This is a genomic window from Streptosporangium sp. NPDC002607 (assembly GCF_053592655.1).
This window is the reverse complement of sequence record NZ_JBSFWD010000012.1, coordinates 16,276-40,608: the sequence shown is the minus strand read 5'-3', so window position 1 is coordinate 40,608 and position 24,333 is coordinate 16,276. Positions and strand designations below refer to the sequence as shown.

The 24,333-nt window shown below is 71.2% G+C and carries 19 protein-coding genes; 10 read left to right on the top strand and 9 right to left on the bottom strand.

Annotated elements, in window-relative coordinates; translation table 11 throughout:
- Nucleotides 1-24 precede the first annotated feature (24 nt).
- Both ACWD3H_RS16205 and ACWD3H_RS16200 read left to right on the top strand, forming a co-directional pair.
- The gene (locus ACWD3H_RS16205; protein WP_355555044.1) at nt 25-777 is read left to right on the top strand and encodes a hypothetical protein; all 753 of its coding nucleotides are present in this window, start codon (nt 25-27) and stop codon (nt 775-777) included.
- Between the two features lie 32 nt (nt 778-809).
- Nucleotides 810-1,247: a YbaB/EbfC family nucleoid-associated protein gene (locus ACWD3H_RS16200; protein WP_355555046.1), complete on the top strand. Its 438-nt coding sequence runs from the start codon at nt 810-812 to the stop codon at nt 1,245-1,247.
- Nucleotides 1,248-1,311: 64 nt separating this feature from the next.
- On the opposite strand, the gene ACWD3H_RS16195 is transcribed toward ACWD3H_RS16200, so the two are convergent.
- The 5 genes from ACWD3H_RS16195 to ACWD3H_RS16175 all read right to left on the bottom strand — a co-directional run bounded on the left by ACWD3H_RS16195 (nt 1,312) and on the right by ACWD3H_RS16175 (nt 7,637).
- A complete protein-coding gene (locus ACWD3H_RS16195) occupies nt 1,312-2,457 on the bottom strand; it encodes a hypothetical protein (protein ID WP_355555048.1) in 1,146 nt (381 codons plus the stop codon).
- A 97-nt stretch (nt 2,458-2,554) separates the two neighbouring features.
- Nucleotides 2,555-4,000, bottom strand: a complete 1,446-nt coding sequence (eccB, locus tag ACWD3H_RS16190; protein WP_451955510.1) for a type VII secretion protein EccB — start codon at nt 3,998-4,000, stop codon at nt 2,555-2,557.
- 59 nt (nt 4,001-4,059) lie between these two features.
- Complete coding sequence (locus tag ACWD3H_RS16185) at nt 4,060-5,226, bottom strand: S8 family serine peptidase (RefSeq protein WP_355555052.1); 1,167 nt, start codon at nt 5,224-5,226, stop codon at nt 4,060-4,062.
- Between the two features lie 38 nt (nt 5,227-5,264).
- Entirely contained in the window at nt 5,265-5,426 is a 162-nt protein-coding gene (locus ACWD3H_RS16180) for a hypothetical protein (RefSeq protein ID WP_451955509.1), read from the bottom strand.
- A 42-nt stretch (nt 5,427-5,468) separates the two neighbouring features.
- Nucleotides 5,469-7,637 (bottom strand): serine/threonine protein kinase, encoded by a 2,169-nt coding sequence (locus ACWD3H_RS16175; protein ID WP_451955508.1) that lies wholly within the window; start codon nt 7,635-7,637, stop codon nt 5,469-5,471.
- A gap of 367 nt (nt 7,638-8,004) precedes the next feature.
- On the opposite strand from ACWD3H_RS16175, the gene ACWD3H_RS16170 reads away from it, so the two are divergent.
- From ACWD3H_RS16170 to gatB, 8 genes are all read left to right on the top strand, one after another.
- A complete protein-coding gene (locus ACWD3H_RS16170; RefSeq protein WP_451955507.1) occupies nt 8,005-9,009 on the top strand; it encodes a methionine synthase in 1,005 nt (334 codons plus the stop codon).
- 100 nt (nt 9,010-9,109) lie between these two features.
- Nucleotides 9,110-11,290, top strand: a complete 2,181-nt coding sequence (gene ligA, locus ACWD3H_RS16165; RefSeq protein WP_451955506.1) for an NAD-dependent DNA ligase LigA — start codon at nt 9,110-9,112, stop codon at nt 11,288-11,290.
- Between the two features lie 127 nt (nt 11,291-11,417).
- Complete coding sequence (locus ACWD3H_RS16160; protein WP_355555062.1) at nt 11,418-13,499, top strand: putative bifunctional diguanylate cyclase/phosphodiesterase; 2,082 nt, start codon at nt 11,418-11,420, stop codon at nt 13,497-13,499.
- 765 nt (nt 13,500-14,264) lie between these two features.
- Nucleotides 14,265-14,564: an Asp-tRNA(Asn)/Glu-tRNA(Gln) amidotransferase subunit GatC gene (gene gatC, locus ACWD3H_RS16155; RefSeq protein WP_030913706.1), complete on the top strand. Its 300-nt coding sequence runs from the start codon at nt 14,265-14,267 to the stop codon at nt 14,562-14,564.
- Nucleotides 14,561-16,051, top strand: a complete 1,491-nt coding sequence (gene gatA, locus ACWD3H_RS16150; protein ID WP_451955505.1) for an Asp-tRNA(Asn)/Glu-tRNA(Gln) amidotransferase subunit GatA — start codon at nt 14,561-14,563, stop codon at nt 16,049-16,051. Before gatC ends, gatA begins: the two co-directional genes overlap by 4 nt.
- Nucleotides 16,052-16,105: 54 nt before the next feature.
- The gene (locus ACWD3H_RS16145) at nt 16,106-17,194 is read left to right on the top strand and encodes an AAA family ATPase (protein WP_350914659.1); all 1,089 of its coding nucleotides are present in this window, start codon (nt 16,106-16,108) and stop codon (nt 17,192-17,194) included.
- A complete protein-coding gene (locus ACWD3H_RS16140; protein ID WP_355555069.1) occupies nt 17,191-17,757 on the top strand; it encodes a hypothetical protein in 567 nt (188 codons plus the stop codon). Before ACWD3H_RS16145 ends, ACWD3H_RS16140 begins: the two co-directional genes overlap by 4 nt.
- 84 nt (nt 17,758-17,841) lie before the next feature.
- Nucleotides 17,842-19,347, top strand: coding sequence for an Asp-tRNA(Asn)/Glu-tRNA(Gln) amidotransferase subunit GatB (gatB, locus tag ACWD3H_RS16135; protein WP_451955504.1), 1,506 nt, complete (start codon nt 17,842-17,844; stop codon nt 19,345-19,347).
- A gap of 179 nt (nt 19,348-19,526) precedes the next feature.
- On the opposite strand, the gene ACWD3H_RS16130 is transcribed toward gatB, so the two are convergent.
- The 4 genes from ACWD3H_RS16130 to ACWD3H_RS16115 are packed head-to-tail and all read right to left on the bottom strand — an operon-like array spanning nt 19,527 to nt 24,047.
- Nucleotides 19,527-21,665 (bottom strand): peptidase domain-containing ABC transporter, encoded by a 2,139-nt coding sequence (locus ACWD3H_RS16130; RefSeq protein ID WP_451955503.1) that lies wholly within the window; start codon nt 21,663-21,665, stop codon nt 19,527-19,529.
- On the bottom strand, nt 21,662-22,078 hold the full coding sequence (locus ACWD3H_RS16125; RefSeq protein ID WP_451955502.1) for a hypothetical protein: 417 nt from the start codon (nt 22,076-22,078) through the stop codon (nt 21,662-21,664). The genes ACWD3H_RS16130 and ACWD3H_RS16125 overlap by 4 nt, the downstream gene beginning before the upstream one ends.
- Complete coding sequence (locus ACWD3H_RS16120) at nt 22,063-23,049, bottom strand: TIGR04500 family putative peptide maturation system protein (protein ID WP_451955501.1); 987 nt, start codon at nt 23,047-23,049, stop codon at nt 22,063-22,065. Before ACWD3H_RS16120 ends, ACWD3H_RS16125 begins: the two co-directional genes overlap by 16 nt.
- Entirely contained in the window at nt 23,046-24,047 is a 1,002-nt protein-coding gene (locus ACWD3H_RS16115; protein ID WP_451955500.1) for an MvdC/MvdD family ATP grasp protein, read from the bottom strand. Before ACWD3H_RS16115 ends, ACWD3H_RS16120 begins: the two co-directional genes overlap by 4 nt.
- Between the last annotated feature and the right edge of the window lie 286 nt (nt 24,048-24,333).

Genomic DNA, 24,333 nt, shown 5'->3' with positions numbered 1-24,333 from the left:
GCGGTCTGAAGGAAGGCGCTCGCCGTGAGCTACGAGAGTGACAAGGCGATGTACATCGCGGCGGCGGCGGAGGCCGCCGCCGCCGCGGTCGTGCTCATGTCCCCCATCGCGAAGAGCATCGCGGTGATGATCGGCACCATGATTTCCGATCCCGGCGGCATGCAGAGGCTCGCCGAGCAGTGGCGTGACTCGAAGCTGGGGGGCGAGGCCGTGGATCTCAACGACCTGAAGGCCACGATAACCGGCCTGAGGGCGCTGGCCGAGGCCGGAGGATGGAAGGGAGAGGCACGCCAGTTGTTCGACTCCTCCTCGGCCGCCTTCCTTGAGGAGACGGCCAAGCTCGAGAACCACCGGGTCAGTGCCGGCGACACCGTCGAGCAGGCCGCGCTCATCTTCCACGTCGGTGCCCAGGTGGTGTTCTGGGCCGCGCAGCTCATGGCCTATCTGGCGGCCGTGGCCCTGGCCACCATGGTCGTTCCCGCGATGAGGGTGAGCGCGCAGATCGCGATACACCAGGCACTCAGAAGTATCGGCCAGGGCCTCGTGGCGCTGATCAGGACGAAGATGAAGGTGATTCTCTCCGCCACCGCGGTTCTCGGCATCGTGAACATGTACAGCGCGACCCAGGCGCAGTTGCTCCCCGGCTTGGAGGCCGTGACCGACAAGACGCCCGACTACGCGGGCTTGGGATTCGACTACCAGTCCGGCAGCCTCACCCCCTCGTTGGATCTGGGGGGCACCAAGCAGCCCAGCGGCGGCGTCCTGGGCATGTTCTGACCTCGACCGGCCGATGATCACAAGGAGGACATGTGTTTCCCTTCAACTCCTCTCCCGGCGGTTTCCGCTTCGAGGATCTGGACCGCTTGGTCGAGGACGCCGAGCAGGTGAGATACCGTGCGGAGGTCGTGCTACGTGAGCTCGACGACGTCACCGGCGAGGGCGAGAGCGCGAACGGCAAGGTCCGCGCGCGCACCGGCGCGGCCGGGCTCCTGCTGGAGGTGCGGCTCGATCCCCGGGTGATGGAGATGGGCAGCCAGGACCTGGCCGAGGAGGTGACGCTCGCCGTACGGCGGGCGCAGCAAGACGGCGACTACAAGCGGGAGCAGGTGCTGCGTGACGTTCTCGGCCCCTCCGGGCTGTCCACGGAGGAGCTCACCGACCCGTTCCAGGAGATCTCCAACGCCTTCGGCCGCTCCATGGACGAGCGGGAGGCCAGGGTCAGGGACGCGGGGCGCGAGCCCTACTGAGCCGACGGCGCCGGCCGTACGGAAGGTTCCCGCGGGCGAGACCTTCCGTACGGCGTGATCGAGGTCAGGGCTTCGTCGGCCTCGACTGCAACGGGTTCTCCGGTATCTGCAGCGGTTCCGGAGCCGGGGCGAGAGGCACCCCGAAGGGCTCGGGGGCGCCGCGGAGAGCCGTACCCGGGATCAGGCCGAAGAAGGAACCGATGCCCATGACCAGCTTCGGATCGGTGATGCCGGTCTTGCCCAGGGCTCCTCCCATCCCGGCGTTGAACCCTCCGGACACGAGCCCGAACGTCGCGAAGTTCTTCGCCATCTCCCCGGCGGACTTCCCACCCTGGAGCATGTCGTTCACCGGGGACGGGAGCGCCCCGGCCGTGACACCGGCGGCGAAGTTCATGCGCGCGGGGTGGGCCGCGTGCGCCTTGGACCACCACGTGCTGCCGAAGGGCAGCGCGGACGCGATCCCCGCGGCATTGGTGAGCTGCGCGTATCCGAGGCTGAAAGGCTGTACGAAGGACTGGCCGTTGAGCATCCGGCCGAAGCCCGCCGTGGCGTAGCCGCCGGCCCAGGACATGCCGAACACCTTCCAGTAGTTCGAGAGGGCCGTCAGGCTGGTCTTGCCGAAGGAGTACGACTCGGACCCGTTGAGCGTCCAGGCCTTCGCGACCCTGCTCCTGCCCCCGGCGATCCCCAGGCTCCTCAGGGTGGTTCCGAGGTTCTTCAGCAGCGCGGTCAGCCTCATCATGATGTTCCCGGTGGCGACCGCGCCCTTGGCGGCGATGTTCGCGCGGGCGGCCCACGCCACGTAGGCGCCCAGGGCTCCGGCGGTGAGGGAGATGGCGACGCTGGCCGCGATGGACATCCCGATGGACTTGATGAGTTCTTCCAGCGCGCGCTTGGTCTCGTGGCTGGCCTCCGCCGCCGCGTCGAGCACCTCGGCGACGACCCTGAGGTTCTCACTGAGCGCCCTGCGCTCCTCGGGGCTGAGCTGTTTCCTGTTCACATCCTGGAAGGCCGACGACGCCGCGCCGGACCAGTCGGCCGGGGGTCTGTACGCCGTGGGCTGAAGCATCTCGTTCACGCCCTGGAGATCCCGGTCGAGCTGGCGGCAGGCCTCGGCCATCTTGGTCAGCTGCCGCTGATCCGCGTCGCTGCCCAGCGACGCGATCGCGTTGGAGAGCGTCCGGAAGAGATCTTCTATCGGATCTGCCATGCCTGCTCCTTGCGTTCCCGCACCTACCTGCGCTCCTAATAGATCATGATTTCCCTCTCATCTGTCGACAAAAGGGAAAATTGGCGCGATGGATGTCCTACTGCTGAAGGCGGGCCGTCGGCGGCTGCTCCACGCGCACCGGTGCCCGCGCGGCCGCGGGGTCGAGCACCGGGCCCTCGGGGATCAGGAGCTTGAGCTGCGCGGGGAGTGGGGCGACGTCCTCCAGCGCGTAGCCGAGGCTGCCCAGCGCCTCCGGGGACTGGATGGCGTGCCGCCGCCCCTGGTCTCCGATCAGGTAGAGCGACTGGACCGAGTCCAGCCTGTCGTTTCCCGGCAGCACTCCCACCAGGGCGCCGGTGCCGGGCGGGAGCACCACCTGGTCGGCCGCGTCCTGGTTGAACCGGCCCGCGGGCGGCGTGGGGATCCGCACGGTGCTCTCGATCGTCAGCGTGGCCCGGGTCGAGCCGCGCTCCGCGTCGGAGTAGACGGCGCAGAGCGGGTCCGTCGGATTCGGAGTGATGATCTTCGGCATGACCGTGGGAAGGCCGGCGGATTCCAGGCTGGTGGCCGACACCTTCATCCCGTTCGCGCTGGCGGCGTCCGTCTCGATCGGCCGCACCTGCCGGTCGCCGTACGCCTTCTTGCTGGCGGGGTTCTGCAACAGCAGGCTGACCTGGACGGGGGTGAGGCTCGCCAGTCCGTCGGAGAGCAGGACGTACCACTTCTCGGAGCCGCCGGCCAGCGAGGGCACCCGGTACACCCGGCCCACCGCGGACTGCTTCCCGTCGGGCCCGCGGGCCGCGCGGCCGAGGCCGGGAATCTTCGGGCCGCGGAAGTCGGCCCCGACGGGCAGTGCGTTGAGCCAGGCCGCGGGGACCTGGCGGCGCCCGCCCTCCGGCAGCGCCCGCACGCTGCCGGCCGGTACGAGCATCCGCTGGTTCGACCAGAGCAGCCAGGTGTCGTTCCCCTCCTCGACGACCATGGCGCTGTCCGTCCCGATCGGGCGGCCTCCGACGTTCATGCCGCCGACCAGTGAGGTGTACAGCCGGCGCTCGCCGCGGGTGTCCACGCCCTCCACCACGCAGGCCGACCAGGGGGCACGGACCAGTTTGCCGGGGGCGGGCAGCGACTGGGGGGCACCGGGGATGCCCACCATCGTGCCGCGCTGGAAGTCCGCGAGGGAGGCCGAGGTGACGGTGCGCACGGTCACCTCCCGCTCGCGTAGCAACAGCCGGGCGGAGGTGATGTTGGCGACCGGGAGCATCTCCTTCCGCGGCGCGCTGTAGACGAAGACCGCGCCCGACTCCTCCTCCACGATCACGGTCCCCGGCTCGGTGAGCGCGGTCGCGCCACCGGGGAAGAGCAGCCCGACTATGCCGAAGCCGACCGTCACCAGCACCGCGGCCAGCACACCGCAGAACATCGCCACGTTGAGCCTGCGCATCGGCGATTCGGGCAGGTCCGGCTCGCCCTGGAGCAGGGCCATGTTCAGGCGCTGGACCATCAGCTTGTGCGCCTGGTAGAGGTCACGACGGGTCTGCATGCCACTCCCACCTCGCCGCCTCCACCGGGGAACGATGGATGAGGAGACTCATCGCGCTCTCACCCGCCACTCTCGATCCGGGCCGGCCGCCATCCCCGGCGGTGGCCCAGCGGGGTCACCACCCTGGCCAGGACGGCCAGGAGCGCCAGCGAGAGGGAGAACAGGGCGACCCAGGCGGCGACCGCGATTCCATGGGAGTCCTCCACGGGGACCCGCGGGATCGCGTCAGCCGGCAGCGGGGCGGCCTCGTCCGGAGCGATCGCCACCGACTCCGACGGCAGGATCGCCGAGACGGCCAGCAGCGGATTGATCACTCCCTCGCCGGTCCCGACCCCGGAGCCGCCACCGGCGGTCAGCTTGATGCGCCGATGCACGGCCAGGTGGTCCAGCCCGGGGTGACGGGCGCGCACCAGCGCCACGACTCCCGCGACGTACGGCGCGGCGAAGCTGGTGCCCTCCAGGCCCTCGCTGTAGGCCCTGCCCGGCGAGGTGGAGGTGAGGTCGACGCCGGGGGCGAGCACGGAGACCGGGGTGGTGGTGCTGGAGGAGGAGGCCCTGGTGCCGTCCGGGTTGGCCGAGCCGACGGAGATGACTCCGGGATAGGCGGCCGGGTAGGCGGGCGGGGAGGTGCCGTCATCCTTGGTGACGTTGCCCGCGGCGGCCACTATCACCACGTCCTGGGCCAGGGCGTAGTTCACCACCTTCCTCAGATCGGGCTGGTCGTACGCCTTGGCCGACACGTTGATCACGTCGGCGCCGAGCCGGACGGCCCGCAGTATCGCGTGGGCCAGCGACCCCGCCTCGCCGATGTCCTTGTTCGTGTGCTTGACGGATATCAGCTTGGCCTCCGGCGCGATGCCGGCGAACGGCACTCCCTTGATCTCACTCGCCCCGATGATGCCCGCGACCTCCGTGCCGTGCCCGATGCAGTCGCCCCCGCCCGTGCCGGTGAGGTCGATCAGTGACTTTCCCATCTTCGTCAGCTGCGGGTGTGTGACGTCCACGCCGCTGTCGACGATCGCGACCGTCACCCCCGCGCCCCTGGTCAGCTTCCACACCTCCGGCAGGTTGAAGCGCCGCTGGGCCCACGACTCCCTGATGCTCTTCGTCCCGCGGGGCGGGGAGCAGTCGGCTGCGCCTCCCACCGCCCCTCCCGCCGCCGAGGCGGGGACGGGAGCGGTGACAGTCAGCGCGAGCACTCCCGCGACAAACTTCCCACCAATCATTGAAACCCCCGAAACAGGTGGACGTCAGACAGCACTCTTCATCTCTCGAAGGGCCGGGCAGAGGCTCCACACCGTCCCATGGCCACGGGTGCGTGTCGCCCGATCTCTCCCGCCCGGTTCACCTGCTCCTGGAGCCCGGCGAGCATCCGGTCGGCCGCGAGGTCGGCCGCGGGGTCGGCGGCGGGGGAGAGCGGCGTCATGCTTCTCTCCTCCCGCCGCGTTACCCGCGTTCGCCTCGGAGGTCATCCGCAGTTGGCCCAGCCCGTGCCGGTGCTGCCGCCGGGGCCGCCGCCGGAGATGCGCACGCACTTGCCCTTGGCCGGAAGGAAGACCGGGCCCGCGTAGTACTCGAAGTTGCCCCGGTCGGTTTTGGAACCGCCCCCCTGTACCTCCAGGGTGGCCCAGACCTGCGTCGCCTTTCCGACGTCGGCGGTCTTCATCGTGACCGCGCAGTTGGTGCCGGTGGAGGTGTTGTAGAGCTGGTAGGTCGTCCCGCCGCCGAACTGGGCGGACCGCTGCACGTAGTAACCCGATCCGCAGACCTGCTGCGGGCTGTAGGGGTTGGAACGCGGCGCCGGCGCCGCGGTCGGTTTCGGAGCGGCCGTGGTCGGTTTGGCGGTGGTCGGTTTGGCCGCGGGTGGTTTGGTGGTGGGCGGTGATTCCGGGGCCACGGCCGGAGGATTGGTGGTCGGCTTCGACGACGGCGGCTTGGACTGTGTCGGGGGCGGTGGCTCGGGGGCCTCCCGGGTCGGGCTCTGCTCGGACCGCGTCGGGGCCGGGGGCGGTGGCTCGGGAGTCTCCCGTGTCGGGCTCGGCTTCGGCTGCGACGTCTGCTGAGGTTCTGTGGTTCGAGGAGTCGGCTTCTGCCTTTCCCCGGCCCTGGCGGTCGGCGTCGCCCTGGCCTTCTCCGTGGCCTGGGGCGGGGGAGCCGGCGCGGCGGTCGGCGCGGCGGTCGGCAAGGGGGCGGCCGGAATCGTCGGCACCGCGGTCGGCGGTGGGGTGAGCGGATCCAGTGCCGGGGGTGTGGGGACGTCGGTGGGCAGCTGCAACGGCCCGACGTCTCCCACCCGCGGCTCCGGTGTCATGCCCCAGGGCACGGTAACCCGGTTGGCCGGGTCGTCCGTGGTGCCCTGGCCCGGATCCACATTGCTCTGGCCCGGGTCTCCGCCCGCCCCGCCCGGACCCGCACTCCCCCGGCCCGGATCTCCACCCCCCTGCCCCTGCCACTGGCTCGCCAGCGCCAGCGGGGCCCTTTCGTTCGCGGCGGCCACCTGTCCGGTGTTGCCGAGGGAGGCGTAGTTTCCGGCGGCCCAGATTCCGAGGCCGGACATCAGGGCGACCACACCGACACCGGTCACCAGCATGAGGGGGAAACCGGCGGTCTTCCGCTGCTCCCTAGCGGGTTCGGTGATCACAGTCCCGCTCATCGGAGGCGGGCTTCCCGGCAGCGGCGGTGCGTTCCAGAGCGGCGTCGCCGGCGGCTGCACCGAGGCCGGGTACAGGGCCCCGTCCTTCGCACCGGGGATGTTCCCGCCGCCCTCGGCGGGCGGCGGGGGAGCCGGCAGGAGCGTTTCCACGGGCTGCTCGCCGAGCAGCCGCAGCATGGCCGCGCCGGTGTCGGGCCGAGCCTCCGGGCGGCTGTCCAGGCAGACGGCGATGAGGGAGCGGAGCCCGGACGGGATGCCGGTCAGGTTCGCCGGGCCCTCTGGCGCCGTCTCGGGCCGCTCAAGGAGAGGCGGCTGACCGGTCGCCGCGTAGACGACCGTCGCGGCCCAGGCGAAGAGGTCCGCGGGCCTTCCGGCCACGGTGGCAGGGACCGGTGCCTGACCGGTGCCGGTCTCCGTGATCCGGGCGATGTCGCCGCCGGATCCGAACGCCGGGTGGATGTACTCGGGGGCGCGGTATCCCGGTTCGGAGCCGGTGTCGCCGAGGCCGATGTCGCAGACGCGGGGCCCGTCGGGGCCGAGGAGCACGGTGTCCGGGCTGAGGCCGCCGTGGACGAGACCGGACAGGTGGATGGCCGTGAGCGAGGTGAGCATGCTGACGGCGAGCCGTTCCAGGGCGTCCCCGCTGAGCGGTCCGTCGGTGGTCACCGTCTCGCGCAGTGAACGGCCTCCCAGGTGCTCGCGGACCACATAGGGGGAGTCGTCGAACCAGCCGACCTCAAGGAGCCGGGCGGCGTGTGCGCCGGACACGCGCCTGGCGGCGTGCAGCTCGTTGGTGATTCGTTCGCGGGTCGGTGGGTCGGTGCCCGGACAGGCCTCCAGCACGCGGATCACCCGGAGGGTGTCCTCGTCCAGTAGATGCCCCAGGTAGACGGCCTGCGTGGGGTCTTCGACGAGCCGGCCGACCAGGAGGTGGACGCCGATGCGCTTCGGATCTTCTTGCAGCAAAGGGTGCAAATCGCCCACGGGGGTTCCTATCGGCTCAAGTCTCTATATGTGTATTTATCGCTTTATCAGGCACCATCAAATCAAATCTGACCCATCCGGATCACCGTTTTCATCCGTTCTTCATGCTCTTTTGCCTGTCGGGGGTGGGATGACTGGTTTCATTTGCTTATCGGAGTAATGGCGAGATTGCTGCCGGTGACAAGGACGGTCAACCTCATCCGCCTGACACACCGCACCGGCACCGGGAACCGGCCGGTGAGGCCGTACGAGGAGAGGTCACTCAGGGCGGGGACGGGATCCGGCGGTCCTAAGCTGGCCAGGGTGGGTGAGCCGGGCGGACGCCGGTGAGCGTCGCCCACGTCCCAACGCGAAACCAGGAGCAGTCTTGAGCCAGTACCCATGGGGTGAGGCGACCGCCACCGGCATCGGGTCGCATCCGGGGGAGGACCACGCCGAGGCGGTCAGGGTGGTCCTCGGCGAGTCGCCCGCGCTGCCGTACCTGCCGGAGCTGCCCGCCCGGGGCGTCGGCGCCGACATGATCGGGCGCACCGCGTCGCTCCTGCTGGAGATGCCCGTGGAGGTACAGCCGTCGGGCTGGCGGTTCGCCGACCGGCCGGGCCGTGACTTCAAACGCGCCCGCGACCATCTCATCCGCGACCTCGACGCCCTGGAGGAGGCGGCCCAGGGGTACGAGGGGCCCTTCAAGATCCAGGTGTGCGGGCCGTGGACGCTGGCCGGAGCGGTCGAGCTCAGGCACGGCGACAAGACGCTCGCCGACCCGGGGGCGGTGCGCGATCTGGTGGAGTCCCTGGCCGAGGGGCTCGCCGCGCACGTCGCCGACGTGCGCCGCAGGGTGCCGGGAGCCTCGCAGATCGTGGTGCAGATCGACGAGCCGGGGCTGCCGGGCGTTCTCGCGGGCACGGTGCCGACCGCCTCGGGCTTCGGGCGGCTGGCCGCGGTCGACCGTCAGGTCGCCGCGGACCGGCTCGGCGCGGTGTTCCCCGCGGGGACGTTCGCCGTCGTGCACTGCTGCGCCCCCGCCGTGCCCTTCCGCGTGCTGCGCGCGGCGGGCGCGGCGGGCGTCTCGCTCGACGCCCACCTGCTGAACAGGCGCGACGAGGACGTGATCGGGGAGACCGTCGAGGCGGGGACGGCTCTCTTCCTCGGTGTCGTGCCGGGGACGGACGCGAGGCTCCCCGACGTCGGAGTGGTCGCCGGACCGGCCGTCGAGCTCTGGCGCCGTCTCGGCTTCCCCGCCGGGACGCTGGCCTCGCAGGTGGTGCTCACCCCGGCCTGCGGCCTGGCCGGGGCCTCGCCCGCCTACGCCAGGGCGGCCCTGGCCACCTGCCGCAAGGCCGCCCGGGTGCTGCAGGACGACCCCGGCGAGTGATCCCGGCCGCCGGGGGCTTCAACTCGGGGTAAGGAAGGACGCGGACTGTCGGTGCTCGAGGATACGTTTGGCTTGGCCGACGACGAGGGGAGAAGCGGCGATGGGCGCTGAGGTCGAGGGCGTGCCGGTGCGGGCGTTGGAGCGGCACGCGGAGCTGACCGAGCTGGTCGAGGAGGCCAACTGGCGCTACCACGTGCTCGACTCGCCCACCGTGAGCGACGCCCAGTACGACGGGTGGATGCGCGAGCTGCGCGAGCTGGAGGAGGAGAGCCCGACCCTCCGCACGCCCGACTCCCCCACCCAGAAGATCGGCGCGCCGATCTCCAGCGATTTCAATCCGGTCAAGCACCTGCAGCGGATGGAGAGCCTCGACAACGCTTTCAACGCCGAGGATCTCGCCGCCTGGCGGGCGAGGGCCGAGCGGCTGGCCGAGCGCGACCCCGCGCCCTACCTGTGCGAGCTGAAGATCGACGGTCTGGCGATCGCACTGGTCTACGAGAAGGGCCGCCTGACCAGGGGGGCCACCAGGGGCGACGGCCGCGTCGGTGACGACGTGACGGCCAACGTCCGCACGATCGCCAACGTGCCGCACCGCCTGACCGGCGACGACGTGCCCGACCTGGTGGAGGTCAGGGGCGAGGTCTACATCCCGGTCGAGGAGTTCAGGAAGCTCAACGAGCAGCTGGTCGAGACGGGCAAGGCGCCGTTCGCCAACCCGCGCAACTCCGCGGCGGGTTCCCTGCGGCAGAAGGATCCGCGCGTCACCGCGCAGCGGCCGTTGCACATGATCGTCCACGGGATCGGCAAGTGGGAGGGGACCGCCCCGCCCCGCACCCAGTCGGAGATCTACGACCGGCTCGCGGCGTTCGGCCTGCCGGTCAGCGACCTCTACCGGGTCGTCGACGACCTTGAGGGCATCAACGCCTTCATCGACTTCTACAACGAGCACCGTCACGACCCGGCCTACGAGATCGACGGCGTCGTGGTCAAGGTCAACCGCATCGAGCTCCAGCACAACCTGGGCTCCACCAGCCGGGCCCCCCGCTGGGCGATCGCCTACAAGTATCCTCCCGAGGAGGTCAACACCAGGCTCCTCGACATCCAGGTCGCGGTGGGCCGCACCGGCAGGGTCACGCCGTACGGGGTCATGGAGCCGATCGTGGTGGCCGGCTCCACCGTCGAGCGGGCCACGCTGCACAACGCCTCCGAGGTCGCGCGAAAGGGGGTGCTGATCGGCGACACCGTGGTGCTGCGCAAGGCGGGCGACGTCATCCCCGAGATCGTCGGTCCGGTCGTCGACCTGCGCGACGGCACCGAGCGGGCGTTCGTGATGCCGGAGCGCTGCCCGGAGTGCGACACCGAGCTGGCGTACGAGAACGAGGGCGACGCCGACCTGCGCTGCCCCAACACCAGGGCGTGTCCCGCCCAGCTCCGCGAGCGCATCTTCTTCGCGGCCGGCCGCAGGGCCTTCGACATCGAGGGGCTGGGGTACGTGGCGGCCACCGCGCTGACCCAGCCGCTGCCGCCGCAGGAGCCGCCGGTCCGCACCGAGGCAGACCTGTTCGATCTGACGATCGAGCAGTTGCTGCCGATCAGGTCGGTGGTCCGCGATCCCGACACCGGGCTGCCCAAGACCGATCCGGAGGGCGGCGAGCAGAAGATCGTCACCTTCTTCGCCAACCAGAGCGGCGAGCCGAGCAAGAACGCCGAGAAGATGCTGGAGCAGCTGGAGAAGGCCAAGAGCCAGCCGGTCTGGCGGGTGCTCGTCGCGCTCTCCATCCGGCATGTCGGCCCCCCGACCGCCCAGGCGATCGCCGCGGAGTTCGGTTCCATCCACGCGATCGCGAAGGCCTCCGAGGAGGAGCTCGCCGCGGTCGAGGGCGTCGGCCCGCGGGTGGCCGCGGCGATCCGCGACTGGTTCGAGGTCGACTGGCACCGGGAGATCATCAAGCGCTGGGCGGACGCCGGGGTCCGGATGGTCGACGACCCGCCGGCCGAGCAGCTCCCGCAGACCCTGGCCGGGCTGACCTTCGTGGTGACCGGCACGCTCGCCGACTTCACCCGCGACGAGGCCGGTGAGGCCCTGGCCGCCCGAGGTGGCAAGGTCGCGGCGTCGGTGTCGAAGAAGACCTCCTTCGTGGTGGTCGGAGAGAACGCGGGTTCCAAGTTCGACAAGGCCGTGAAGCTCGGCGTGCCGATCCTCGACGAGGCCGGTTTGCGAGTCCTGCTGGCCGAGGGGCCCGAGGCGGCGGCGGAGGTGACGGTGCGGCCCGAGGAGTGACCGGACCGCCCCGCCGCCGTGCGCAAGAACGCGTGAATTTTCAGTGACGGACCGTGCGCAATCGGTTTCGCGAAGTGGCCCGTAGGCCGTACTCTCCCATAGTGAACTAATGGGGGTTTTGTTACTCATGGCCGACCCAACCGACACTCGCGATACCGGACCGCGTCTGGGATCGCCCCTCTGGGCCTATCTCGCCGCCGTCATCTCGGTCGGGTTCGTCGTCCTGGTCGTGTCTCAGCTGCGCATGGACACGACCGAGATCGTGGAACTCGCCCGAAGCCCGCTGTTCTGGATGCTCACGGTCCTGGTCGTGCTGGGCGAGTTGCGGCCGGTGGTCCTGTCGTCGTCGCTGACCGTGGGCGGCACCTACCCGTCGACCATGTTCACCTTCGCCGCGCTGCTCCACTACGGCCTGCCGATCGCGGTGCTGCTGCAGGCGGTCGCCATGGTCGTCAACGGGGCGGTCACCCGTAAGGCGTGCCACCGGGTCATGTTCAACATCGCCCAGGTGACACTGGCCTGCACCGCCGCCGGGGTGGTGCTCGGCCTCTTCGGCGACCAGCCCGTCACGGTGGGCGCCGGGGTGCCCGACGGCGCCGACCTGCTGGCGATCGGGCTGGCCGGGCTGGCCTACTTCGTGGTCCGGGCCGCGCTGGTCTCCGGCGCGGTGGCGCTGCACGAGCGCAGGTCGATCCACCGGGTGATCAAGACCACGATCGGTCACCAGAGCCTCGTCTACGCCGGGCTGCTCGGCCTGGCCCCGCTCGTCGTGGTGGTGATGAACCACTCGCCGGCCCTGGTGCCGCTCTTCCTGGCGCCCATGCTGGCCGTCTACTTCACGGCCAGCATGTCGGTCCGCCGCGACCACCAGGCGATGCACGACGGCCTGACCGGGCTGCCCAACCGCAAGATGCTCGTGCTCAGCACGGAGGAGGCGCTCGCCGAGGCGCGGGAGGGCGAGCGGGTCGGCCTGTTCCTGCTCGACCTCGACCGGTTCAAGGAGATCAACGACACCCTTGGGCACCCGGTCGGCGACCGGCTCCTGCAGATGGTCGCGCACCGGCTCACCCACAGCGTCCGTCCTGGCGACGTGGTGGCCCGGCTCGGCGGCGACGAGTTCGCCGTCCTGCTGCCCTCGGTCAGGGACGCCGCGGCGGCCAGGGAGGTGGCGGCGCGCCTGCGGGTGGCGATCACCGAGCCGGTACGGCTGGAGGGCATGAGCTTCGACCTGGACGCCTCGTTCGGCATCGCCATCTACCCCGACCACGCACCGGACTTCGAGATGCTCCTGCAACGCTCCGACGTGGCGATGTACCTGGCGAAGGAGAGCAGGACCGGGGTCGAGATCTATGCCGCCGACAAGGACCGCAACAGTCCCGAGCGGCTCACCCTCCTCGGTGACCTGCGCAGGGCCATCGACCGCTCCGAGCTGCGGCTGCACTACCAGCCCAAGCTCGACCTGTCGGGAGGGCAGGTGCGGGGCGTGGAGGCGCTGCTGCGATGGCGCCACCCGGAGCGGGGGATGATCTCCCCGGGAGAGTTCGTGCCGATGGCCGAGCAGTCGTATCTGATGCGCCACCTCACCGGATACGTCATCGACGCGGCCCTGGAGCAGGCCGCCCACTGGTGGCACACCGGCCTGCACGAGCAGATCTCCGTCAACGTCTCGGCCCGCGACCTTCTCGACTCGGCGCTCTCCGACCAGCTGGGAGCGGGCCTGGCGCGATACCGGCTGCCGCCCAAGGCGATCCAGCTGGAGGTCACCGAGCGCATCCTGATGACCGACCAGGCGTACACCGCCGACGCGGTCCGCGCCCTGGCCTCGCTGGGTGTGCCGCTCGCGCTCGACGACTTCGGCACCGGGTACTCCTCGCTGGTCCGCCTGCAGCGTCTGCCGGTGGCCGAGGTCAAGATCGACTCCTCGTTCGTCCGCCGGATCGGCGAGTCCAAGGACGACGAGCGGATCGTCCGCTCGATCGTCGATCTGGTCCGCTCCCTCGGCCTGCGTTCGGTCGCCGAGGGCGTCGAGTCGGCCGAGGTGGCCGAGCGCCTGGCGGACATGGGGTGCGATCTGGGCCAGGGCTGGCTGTTCGCCAAGCCCATGTCGGCCGCGGACGCGACAGTATGGTTGCGCAAGCATCGAGGGCTCGCCCCGCACGACTTCGGCTTCCTGCGCCCCACCGAGATCCTCAACCCCCAGCGGGCCTAGCTCCCGGATCTTCTGCCTGCCGCGGCCGGACGGTCGGTGCCTCGCACGTGCCGCGGTGGCCGGTGACAATCCGGCGAGGCGGGACCTGACCGTTCTGTCCCGCGAGTTTTCCGTCCAGGTCCTGGGCGATGGCGGTCGCCGTCGGGTACGGCGCGGGTATCACATCCGGCCGGCCAGAACCCGGCCGCCATGGCCGGCACCGGTTCCGTGTCACGTTGTGTCACATCCGTTTGTCGGGCATTAAAACGTTCTTGACATAGGTGCGCAAGATCCCGCTTTGGCGGCGATTCTCCAGTGGGACGGGGCCGCGATCGCGGGGCGCCCGGGACCGAAGGCGAGGTGGAACGTGATTCGGGGTGCGAGCTGGGACGCCGGTGCACCGGTGCCCCTGACCTGCCGGGCGGGAACGTTTCAAGCCGGGCCCGCGGCGCGCCTCCGCGACCCGATGCCCATGGCGGCGACGTGGATCATCGGGCCTCCCGGCAGTAAAACGTTTCGCAATCTCCCGGCGGACAGGGGCACGGCGCGGCCGATGTACGGCGATCTCGGCGGGCGACGGCAACCGGCTCAGGGCCTCCCGGATCGGTGCGCACCGGACAGGCCGGGAGCCGATTTCTCCGGCCTGGCGGGCCGGGGGCGGTCTGACCGCTTCGAGTAAGAGATCTTCGGTTGGTTGCGACGGTGTTAATGAGTCGGGACCCTCAGGTCGCGAGCCATAGGATGACAGTGTCCAATTGCCATTCCACGAAACGGGTTCAACGACTCATGTCCGCCATAACCCGCGACGAGGTCGCTCACCTCGCCCGGCTGTCCCGGCTGGCGCTGGCCGACGAGGAGCTCGACCACTTCGCCGCCCAGCTCGATGTGATCATCGGTGCGGTCGCCCGCGTCGCCGAGGTGGCGGCCGACGACATCCCGCCGTCCTCGCACGCGTTGCCGCTCACCAACGTCTACCGCCCCGACGAGGTGCGGCCAGGACTGACGCCGGAACAGGCGCTGTCAGGCGCCCCGGCAGTCGAGGACGACCGCTTCCGCGTGCCGCGCATCCTTGGGGAGGAAGCATGAGCCTCATCCACAAGACCGCCGCGGATCTGGGCGCGCTGATCGCCGCCGGAGAGGTCTCCGCCGTCGAGGTCGCCCAGGCCCATCTCGACCGGATCGCCGCCGTCGAGCCGCAGGTCAACGCCTTCCTCCACGTCAACGCCGAGACGACCCTGGAGCAGGCGCGGGCCGTCGACGCCCGCCGGGCCGCCGGCGAGGAGCTCGGCCCGCTGGCCGGCGTGCCGATCGCGCACAAGGACGTCTTCACCACCGTCGACATGCCGACCACGGCTGGATCCAAGATCCTTGAGGGCTATCGCCCGCCGTACGACGCCACCGTGACCCGCCGTCTGCGCGAGGCCGGCCTGGTGATCCTCGGCAAGACCAACCTGGATGAGTTCGCGATGGGCTCCTCCACCGAGAACTCCGCCTACGGCGCCACCCGCAACCCGTGGGACCTGTCCCGCATCCCCGGCGGCTCCTCCGGCGGCTCGTCCGCCGCGGTCGCCGCCTACGAGGCCCCGCTGTCCACCGGCACCGACACCGGCGGCTCGATCCGCCAGCCCGCCGCGGTCACCGGCATCGTGGGCATGAAGCCGACCTACGGCGGCTCGTCCCGCTACGGCCTGATCGCCTTCGCCAGCTCGCTCGACACGCCGGGCCCCTTCGCCCGCAACGTGCTGGACGCCGCGCTGCTGCACGAGGCGTTCTCCGGCCACGACGTGATGGACGCGACCTCCGTCGACGCCCCGGTGCCCTCGGTCGTGGCGGCGGCGCGCAACGGCGACGTGGCCGGGCTGCGCATCGGCGTGGTCAAGGAGTTCGGCGGCGACGGCTACCAGGCGGGTGTGCTCGCGCGCTTCCACGAGACCGTGGAACTGCTGGAGTCGCTGGGCGCGAAGGTCTTCGAGGTCTCCTGCCCCTCGTTCACCACCGCCCTCCCGGCGTACTACCTCATCGCCCCCTCGGAGTGCTCCTCCAACCTGGCCCGCTTCGACGCCATGAGGTACGGCCTGCGCGTCGGCGACGACGGCACGCGCAGCGCCGAGGAGGTCATGGCCCTGACCAGGGCGCAGGGCTTCGGCCCCGAGGTCAAGCGCCGCATCATCCTCGGCACGTACGCGCTGTCCAGCGGTTACTACGACGCCTACTACGGCCAGGCGCAGAAGGTCCGCACGCTCATCGCGCGCGACTTCGAGGCCGCCTTCCAGCAGGTGGACGTGCTCATCTCGCCGACGACGCCCACCACGGCGTTCCCGATCGGCGAGCGCGCCGACGACCCCATGGCGATGTACCTGGCCGACCTGTGCACCATCCCGACCAACCTGGCGGGCAACGCGGCCATCTCCGTGCCGTGCGGCCTGGCGGACGAGGACGGCCTGCCGGTCGGTCTGCAGATCATGGCTCCGGTGCTCGGCGACGACCGCTGCTACCGGGTCGGTGCCGCGGTCGAGCAGGCCCTCCAGGCGCGGTGGGGCGGCAGCCTGCTGTCCAGAGCCCCGGAGCTATAAGGGTTTTCTGGATTTCGGGGCGAGGGGGCGACAGGTGACAGGGAGAACGGCGGCATGATCACTCGGATCGAGATCGACGGGTTCAAGTCCTTCTTGAGCTTCGATCTCGATGTGCCGCCCTTCCTCGCGCTGGTCGGACCCAACGCGAGCGGCAAGTCGAACCTCTTCGACGCCGTGGGGTTCGTGGCGGCCGAGATCGAGGGGCCGGGCGGGCTGCTGGGCGCGACCCGCGGGCTGCCGGGCGAGCAGTTCCACCGGGTCGCCCACGGTTCCGCCGTGGGCGGGTTCGTCGTCTCGGTGGAGGCGCTGGTCACCCCGGAGCCCGGCTCCGTGGTGCCGGTCAGGTTCGACGTGGGTGCGGAGATGGTGCTGAAGATCCCCAGATCCAGCGGGGCCGTCGTCAGCCATGTGGCCCAGCGGATCCCGCACGAGCTGCTGGATCTCCTGGTCGAGGACCCGGATCCGGAGGGCACGCCCCGCCGTACGGTCTCCTCGTGGCGCCGCTATTCGCCGTCCCCGGCGGCGATGCGCCGCCGCTGCCCCTCGGCCAACCGGGGACCGCTCGCGGCCGACGGCGCGAACCTGGCCGCGGTGCTCGGGCGGATGGCCGGTACGGAGGCGCTGGCCGACCTCGTGGTCGACCTCGCGGGTGTGCTCCCCGACGTCACCGGGCTGGTGCCGCGCACCGACCGGAGGGAATGCTCCTTCGACCTGCTCGTCGACGGCCAGGGAGCGGTGCCGGCCACGCTGCTCTCCGACGGCACCCTGCGGGTCCTCGGCCTGCTGACCGCCCTGCACGACCCCGACCACCCGGGCACGCTGCTGGTGGAGGAGATCGAGAGCGGCGTCCATCCGGGGCGCCTCGGCGAGCTGCTGCGGCGGGTGCGCCAGAGGACCTCCGGGCCGGGGGGGGCCGAGCCGCCGCGGCAGGTGATCCTCACCAGCCAGTCCCCGATCGTCGTCGCGGAGGTCTACCGGACCGAGCCGGACGCGCTGACGTTCCTCGACACCGCGGTCCGCGTCGACCCCGACAACGACCGGGTGTCGCGGGTGACCGTGGCCAAGCCGATCCAGCCGGACGGTGAGCCGGGCACGTTCGTCTCACCCCGGCAGGTCCGCAAGTACCTGGGTGCGGCCGCATGAGCCGCCCGCTGGTTCCTGGACTCATCGCGGAGGGGGAGACCGACGAGGGCTTCCTCAGCATCGTGATCGCCAGGCAGCTGCGCGAGCTCACCTGGATGTCACCGTACGCGGTGGACGTCAAGGAGACCGAGGTCGTCTCCCACGACCGGGAGCACATGGTCACCGCGCTGGAGGAGCTCGCGGCCGACTGCCACCTGCTCTTCACCCACGACGACGGGCGGGAGCGCCGCCGTAGCGACGGCGTCCGCTATCACTCGCACTACCTGGTGCCGGTGATCGGACTTGGCGACACCGAGGCCTGGCTGCTCGCCGACCGCGCGGTGTGGGCGGGGCTGGCGGGCAGTGACCTCGGCGGGCTGCCCACGCGGCCCCGCGACGTCGAGAGGATCGCCGATCCCGCGGGGGTGCTGGCCGCGACCGTCCCCCGGCGTGGCAAGCCGGTCCGCGACTACTTCGAATACATAGGACGCAACATCGATCTCGCCGTCCTGGCCCAGGTGCCCGCCTACGCGAACTGGGTGGCCGAGACGAGGAACGCTTTGAAGGGACTTGGTTACCTGTGAGTGCTGAGAGAATCCGACGCAGTGAGCGTAGTGGCGCGCGAGGGACGAGCGTTCCGCGTAGCGAGGGAGGAGTGGTGAACGACAGTGAGCGCTGAGACACTGATGCCGTACGACGAGGCGCTGGAGCGCTTCGAGCCGGTGCTGGGCCTGGAGACGCATGTCGAGCTGGGCACGGCGTCGAAGATGTTCTGCGGCTGCCCGACCACGTTCGGCGCCCCGCCGAACACGCACGTCTGCCCGGTCTGCCTGGCGCTGCCCGGTTCGCTGCCCACGACCAACGCCGCCGCGATCGAGTCGACGATCCGTATCGGCCTGGCGCTCAACTGCTCCATCGCCGAGTGGTGTCGGTTCGCCCGGAAGAACTACTTCTATCCGGACATGCCGAAGAACTACCAGATCAGCCAGTACGACGAGCCGCTTTGCTTCGACGGCTACCTCGACGTCGAGGTCGACGGCAGGACGGTGCGGATCGAGATCGAGCGCGTCCACCTGGAGGAGGACACCGGCAAGTCCACCCATGTGGGCGGCGCGACCGGCCGCATCCACGGGGCCGACTACTCGATCGTCGACTACAACCGGGCCGGCATCCCGCTGGTGGAGATCGTCACCAAGCCGATCCCGGGGACCGACAGGCTCGCTCCCGAGATCGCCCGCGCCTACGGAACCGAGTTGCGCGAGGTCATGCGCGGCCTCGGCGTCTCGGACGTACGCATGGAGGAGGGCTCCATGCGCTTTGACGTCAACGTCTCGCTCATGCCGCGCGGCTCCTCGGAGTGGGGCACCCGCACCGAGACCAAGAACGTCAACTCGCTGCGCAGCGTCGAGCGCGCCGTGCGGGGTGAGATCGAGCGCCAGGCCGCGATCCTGGCCGATGGCGGCCGGATCATCCAGGAGACCCGCCACTTCCACGAGAACACCGGCACCACCACCTCGGGACGGTCCAAGGAGGAGGCGCAGGACTACCGCTACTTCCCCGAGCCCGACCTGGTGCCGATCGCCCCCGACCCCGCCTGGGTCGCCGAGCTCAAGACGACCCTGCCGGAGCTGCCGGGCGTGCGGCGCAAGCGGCTCCAGCAGGAGTGGGGCGTGTCGGACCTGGACATGACGTCCATGCACAACGCCGACGCCATCGGCCTGGTCGAGGCGACGGTCGCCGCCGGGGCCCCGCCCGCGGACGCCCGCAAGTGGTGGATGGGCGAGCTGGCCCGCCGTGCCAACGAGGCGGGGCTCTCGCTGAGCGCGCTGCGGATCACCCCGGACCAGATCGCCAGGGTGTGCGCGATGGTCGCCGGGGGAGCGCTGAACGACAAGCTGGCCCGCCAGGTGCTGGAGGGCGTGCTGAACGGCGAGGGCTCCCCAGACGAGGTGGTGGCCGCCCGCGGCCTGCAGATCGTCAACGACGAGGGCGAGCTGATGGAGATCATCGACCAGGTCCTGGCCGGCAACGCCGACGCGGCGGACAAGGTCCGCAACGGCAAGGTCGCCGCCGTCGGCGCCCTGGTCGGCGGTGTCATGAAGGCCAGCCGGGGCAAGGCCGACGCGGGCCGGGCCAGGGAGCTCATCCTGGAGCGCCTCGGCGTCTCCGGGTAGGTCGCGCGAAGGGTTTCCGGGGAGCCGATGCGAAGGATCCCGGGCGCGCTTTTCAGCTGGTCCGGCAGGATGCTGTGAACGGTGCCCCCGTCCCTCCGACGGGGGCACCGTCGCGACCGCCGTGCTCGGAGTGCCGTCCGGGTTCCGTACCGGCCGCCGGGCGGACCCGCGGAGCGAGGTCAGGCGGGGGCGGTCTGGGCGGCGACGAGTTGTGCGTACTTGCCGCCGGTGGCCATCAGCTCGTCGTGGGTGCCGCGTTCCACGATGCGGCCGGAGTCGACCACCAGGATCAGGTCGGCGTCCCGGATCGTGCTCAGGCGGTGGGCGATGACGATCCGGGTCTGGGTGAGCCAGAACAGGTTGGACTCGATGGTCGCCTCGGTGGCGCCGTCCAGGTTGCTGGTGGCCTCGTCGAGCAGCAGGATCTTCGGCCGGGGCAGGATGGCGCGGGCCAGGGAGAGCCGCTGGAGCTGGCCGCCGGAGAGACCGCCGCCGTCGGTCAGCACCGTCTCGTACCCCATCGGCATCGCCATGATCTCCTCGTGCAGCGCCGCCACCTCGGCCGCGGCGACCACCCGTTCCAGGGGCGCGTCGGGAAAGTTCAGCGCGATGTTCTCCCGGATCGAGCCGTTGAACAGGGAGGTGCTCTGGCCGACCACGCCGAACTGGCGGCGCAGGGTGCGCAGGTTGAGCTCGGAGGCCGGGACGCCGTCGTAGAGGATCTCGCCCTCCACCGGGGTGTGCAGCGTCAGTAGCAGCCTGGCCAGCGTGCTCTTGCCCGAGCCCGAGGCGCCCACCAGGGCGACCTTCTGCCCCGGCCGGATGGAGACCGAGACGTCCCGCACCACCCACGGGCCGCGGGGGTCGTGCCGGAAGCCCACGCCGCGCAGCTCCACCGCGCCGCGCAGCCGCAGCACCTCGATGCCCTCGCTGGGCTCGGGCTCGGAGGCCAGGATGTCGGACAGGCGGTCGAAGTGCGCGCCCACCTGCTGCAGGCTCTGCAGGCCGGTCATCAGCGAGCCGAGCGGGGTCAGGGCGCCGAGCGCGATGGCGTTGAGCGCGATCAGCGCGCCCACGGTCAGCTGCCCGTCGAGGACCCGCCACGCGCCGAGCCAGAGCAGCCCGAGCGGGGCGATCACCCGGGTCGCGGACAGCGCGGCCTCCACCAGGCCCTGGGTGAGGCCGCTGCGCACGTCGGCATTGAGCTGCTGGGCGAATTGAGCCGACCACTGCTCCACCGCCCGGTTCTCGGCTCCGGACGCCTTCAGCGTCTCGATGCCGGTGATGGCCTGGATGAGGCTGCTCTGCGACGCGGAGAAGGCGGTCAGTTCCTGCTGGGTGAGCAGGTTGATCCGGCGGGTGGTGGCCAGCACCAGCAGCCCCTGAAAGGCGATCACGCCGGTCAACGCCAGCCCGAAGACGGGGTCCCAGACGTACACGAGCACGAGGTAGCCGACGGCGAGCGGACCGTCCAGCAGCGCCGCCACGATCTGGCCGGTGAGGATGTCGCGCAGCGTGGAGACGCTGGCGGCCCGGGTCAACAGGTCGCCCTTGCCGCGCTGCGCGAAGTAGCGGTACGGCAGCGTCACCAGGTGGCCGATCACCCCCTCGGTGAGCTCCTGGTCGGCGCGGGCCCGTACCGCCACCAGCAGTGCCACCCGCAGGTAGCCGATCACGAACTGGGCCAGCCCGGCCAGCAGCACGGCCCCGCCCAGCAGGGGCAGCAGGTCCGCGCCCCGGGTCGGGATGATCCTGTCGATCAGCAGCTGGGAGAAGAAGGGCAGGGCCAGCCCCAGCAGCTGTAGCAGCAGCGAGGCCGCGACGACCTGCGCGAGCAGGCCGCGCCGACGCCGGAACAGGGTCCGGACGAACTCGCGCCGCCAGGCGCTCGCCATCGAGGACGTACCGCGACGGAACCCCTCGCTGGGTTCGAAGACCAGCAGCACGCCGGTGAACCCGGCGCTGAACTCCTCCGCGGTCAGCCTGCGGCGGCCCTGCCCGGGATCGACGAGGTCCACCCGGTCGGGCGACCAGCGCTCGACCACCACGAAGTGCCTGAACTCCCAGTGCGCGACCGCGGGGAGCGGAACGCGCGCCAGGTCCTCGGGCGCGAGTGAGAAGGCGCGCGCCTTCAGGCCGTGCTCGCGGGCGCCGTCCACGATGGCCTTGGCGCTCAGGCCGTCCCTGCCGACCTGGAGCTGTTCGGACACCTGGTGCAGGGTGGTGCGCTGGCCGTGGTGGCAGAGCACCATGGCCAGGCACGCGGCGCCGCACTCGGTGACGGTGTTCTGCAGCAGGACCGGTACGCGATTCCTCATCCGCCGACTCCCAGCGCGAGCGCGATCAGCGTGGCGCCGGCCGCCAGGACGGCGGCCACCAGGATCCACAGCAGCAGGAACGACGGGCCGCTGATCACCAGCGGCATCCGGGCGGCGGGGCGGGCCTCGGCATGCCGGCGCAGCGCCTCCGCCCGGTAGATGGGCCGTCCCGGCGGGCCGCCTCCGGGAGGGGACTCCGCCGGCTGCCCTCCCGGAGGCGCTGACGGGGAATGCGGCCGGTGGCCGGGCGGGGGCGTCGGCGGGGCCGCCGCCGGGGGGCGCTGCGGAGGGGCCGGAGGTGAGTACGGCGCCTGGGGACGGTACCCCTCGGTGTCCTCCCAGTGGCCGGCCCGGTGCCGGCCGGGTGCGGGGACGGCCTGGGTGCGGTCCGGGTCGATCACGACCAGTGCCATTCGACCGTGGCCGCGGCGCGGCGCTCCGCCAGCCAGCCGGCGAACGCGGCGCGTCCGGCGGCGGCCAGTGTCTCCCGGTCGTCGGTGGCCGGGCTCCTGTGCAGGACGGCGCCGGTCAGGAAGCCGCCGTCCGGCAGCTCCACCGGGCCGACGATCCCGCCGGGCGGCGTACCGCGCAGGGGCGCGGGCAGATCCGCCTCCCAGCGGGTCGCGAAGGTCACCGTGGCCTCCCCGGTGTCCCCGAGCGAGGCCAGACCGGTCAGGAGGTCGGACACGGTGCCGGCGGTCACCTTCTCCTCGCCGGTGACCCACACGGCCCTGACCCGGGCGAAGTCGCCGGGGCTCGCGGCCAGGTGGGCCCGGGCCAGTTCCGCCTCCTTGCCCTGGCGGAACCGGCGGCGGCGGGCGATCCCGGTGATGTACGCCTCGAACTGCTCGCCCGACATACCGGCCTCGGCCATCCAGGCCAGGGTCGACTCGCGGTCGTGCAGTCCCCGGCCCCTGCGGAACTCATCGGCCGTGGCCTGGAGGTCGGCGGCGCTGAGCGGTTCGGTCTCGTCGACGGCCTCGACGAGCAGGCACTGGTCGACGATCTCCTGGTACGGCGACGCGTCCCGCCGGGAGAGCGAGCGCAGCATGGTCAGCGCCTGGGGGACCGTCACGTCCACGTCGTTGACGCTGACCAGGTGCCCGGCCGCCCAGTGCGTCGAGTGGTCGATCAGCCAGGGCACCCCGTCCTCGGGCGGGGCGGTCAGCGCGACAGTGCCGCCGTCGGGATGGTCGAGGAGCAGGTCGTAGTCGACCACCGGGGTCCCGGGTCGTCGGTCGACGACGAGCTGTGCCCGGATCTCCGGATGCCGCGCCGCCCACTCGCCGACCGCGCGGCGGGCGTCGGCGACGCCCACGCGGCGGCGGGGCAGCGAACGTAGCAGGGAGACCCCGGATTGCAGGGCCTTCGCGAAATCGGTCACGGTGTTCCTCCGTCAATGAGCCAGCCCGCGATCGCGTCGCTGACGGGCAGCCCGGTCCACAGCTCGACGAACCCCCACGCGCCGTTGGAGTTCAGCTCCAGGAAGACGTACTCGCCGCCGGGGGTGACGATGAAGTCCAGTGCCGCGTAGGTCAGGCCGACGTCGGCGACCAGCCGGGCGCAGCGCGACGCCACCTCTGTGGGCATCTCGTGCACGCCGTACCTGACCCGGTCGTTGTCGTAGTGCCGCCAGTCGTCCCTGGCCGCCCGGGATCCCGACGCGTCGATCTCGGCCGCGAACACCCGCGCCCCCACGACGATCACCCGCAGCTCGACCGCCTTGGGGACGTAGGGCTGCAGGATGACCGGCTCGTGCTGGATCCGGTGCCGGGAGGTCAGGTGGCGGCGGGTGACCACCGTCGTGAACGCGCGGTGCTCGGCGCCGTCGACCTGGAACGGCTCGGCGGTGATCTGTTTGGCGACCAGCCGCCCCTCCGCCGACTCGTACGCGCCCGCCAGCTCCGCGGGGTCGTTGGTGTAAACCGTGTCGGGTACGGAGAAGCCCAGTTCGATCGCCCGCGCCATATGGAAGATCTTGTTATGCGCGCGAAGCTCGTCCGCCCGGCGGCCGGGCAGCCAGCGCGCGGGTAGCAGGCTCCACACCCCGTCCAACATGAACTCCGCCTGCATGTCGATGTGCGCGCGGTGGCTCGGCTCGGTCACGATCGGGGCGGCGGAGGGGCCGCTCGGCCGGCTCCGCCAGACCGCGGTGATCTGGGACAGGTCGACCGTTCCCGCACCGGTGTCCAGCAGCAGCCGCCGCTCCCCGCCGGTGAACGACGCGGTGATCCGGCTGCGCCCGGGAAAGTCGCCGCTGTCCCACCACAGCACCGGTGTCCCGGTGCCGTCTGACCCCGCCGGCCGGGCACCGCGCCGCCGGAGCGCGGACAGCACCCGCTCGACGGCCCCGTCCCCGCGCTTGCTGATGATCAGAATCACTGTCAGGTCCCGTCTTGAAGGCGCGGTGGAGCATGTCGCCCTGCTCCACCGCGCCGCCCTCATGTGATGCGCCGGCATCCGGGAGCGCTCCCCGCCTCGCGGCGGGCGGATCCCGGATGCCGGGGATACGGCCCGATCAGCTGACCCACCCGCAGGCGCCACCACCGGCCGGTAGGTCGGCACCTACGACGGCATGCCGCCGGAAACCTCGCCCAGCCGGGCGTCGGCCGACTCGGCCCCTCGAAGGGCAGGTCGCCGGCAATGATCTCCGTCATGATCACTTCTT

Bases quoted from the DNA above. Each gene is read 5' to 3' on its own strand.
- ACWD3H_RS16195 (WP_355555048.1), bottom strand. From the start codon at position 2,457: ATGGCAGATCCGATAGAAGATCTCTTCCGGACGCTCTCCAACGCGATC.
- eccB (WP_451955510.1), bottom strand. From the start codon at position 4,000: ATGCAGACCCGTCGTGACCTCTACCAGGCGCACAAGCTGATGGTCCAG.
- ACWD3H_RS16185 (WP_355555052.1), bottom strand. From the start codon at position 5,226: ATGATTGGTGGGAAGTTTGTCGCGGGAGTGCTCGCGCTGACTGTCACC.
- ACWD3H_RS16180 (WP_451955509.1), bottom strand. From the start codon at position 5,426: ATGACGCCGCTCTCCCCCGCCGCCGACCCCGCGGCCGACCTCGCGGCC.
- ligA (WP_451955506.1), top strand. From the start codon at position 9,110: ATGGGCGCTGAGGTCGAGGGCGTGCCGGTGCGGGCGTTGGAGCGGCAC.
- ACWD3H_RS16160 (WP_355555062.1), top strand. From the start codon at position 11,418: ATGGCCGACCCAACCGACACTCGCGATACCGGACCGCGTCTGGGATCG.
- gatC (WP_030913706.1), top strand. From the start codon at position 14,265: ATGTCCGCCATAACCCGCGACGAGGTCGCTCACCTCGCCCGGCTGTCC.
- gatA (WP_451955505.1), top strand. From the start codon at position 14,561: ATGAGCCTCATCCACAAGACCGCCGCGGATCTGGGCGCGCTGATCGCC.
- ACWD3H_RS16145 (WP_350914659.1), top strand. From the start codon at position 16,106: ATGATCACTCGGATCGAGATCGACGGGTTCAAGTCCTTCTTGAGCTTC.
- ACWD3H_RS16140 (WP_355555069.1), top strand. From the start codon at position 17,191: ATGAGCCGCCCGCTGGTTCCTGGACTCATCGCGGAGGGGGAGACCGAC.
- ACWD3H_RS16130 (WP_451955503.1), bottom strand. From the start codon at position 21,665: ATGAGGAATCGCGTACCGGTCCTGCTGCAGAACACCGTCACCGAGTGC.
- ACWD3H_RS16125 (WP_451955502.1), bottom strand. From the start codon at position 22,078: ATGGCACTGGTCGTGATCGACCCGGACCGCACCCAGGCCGTCCCCGCA.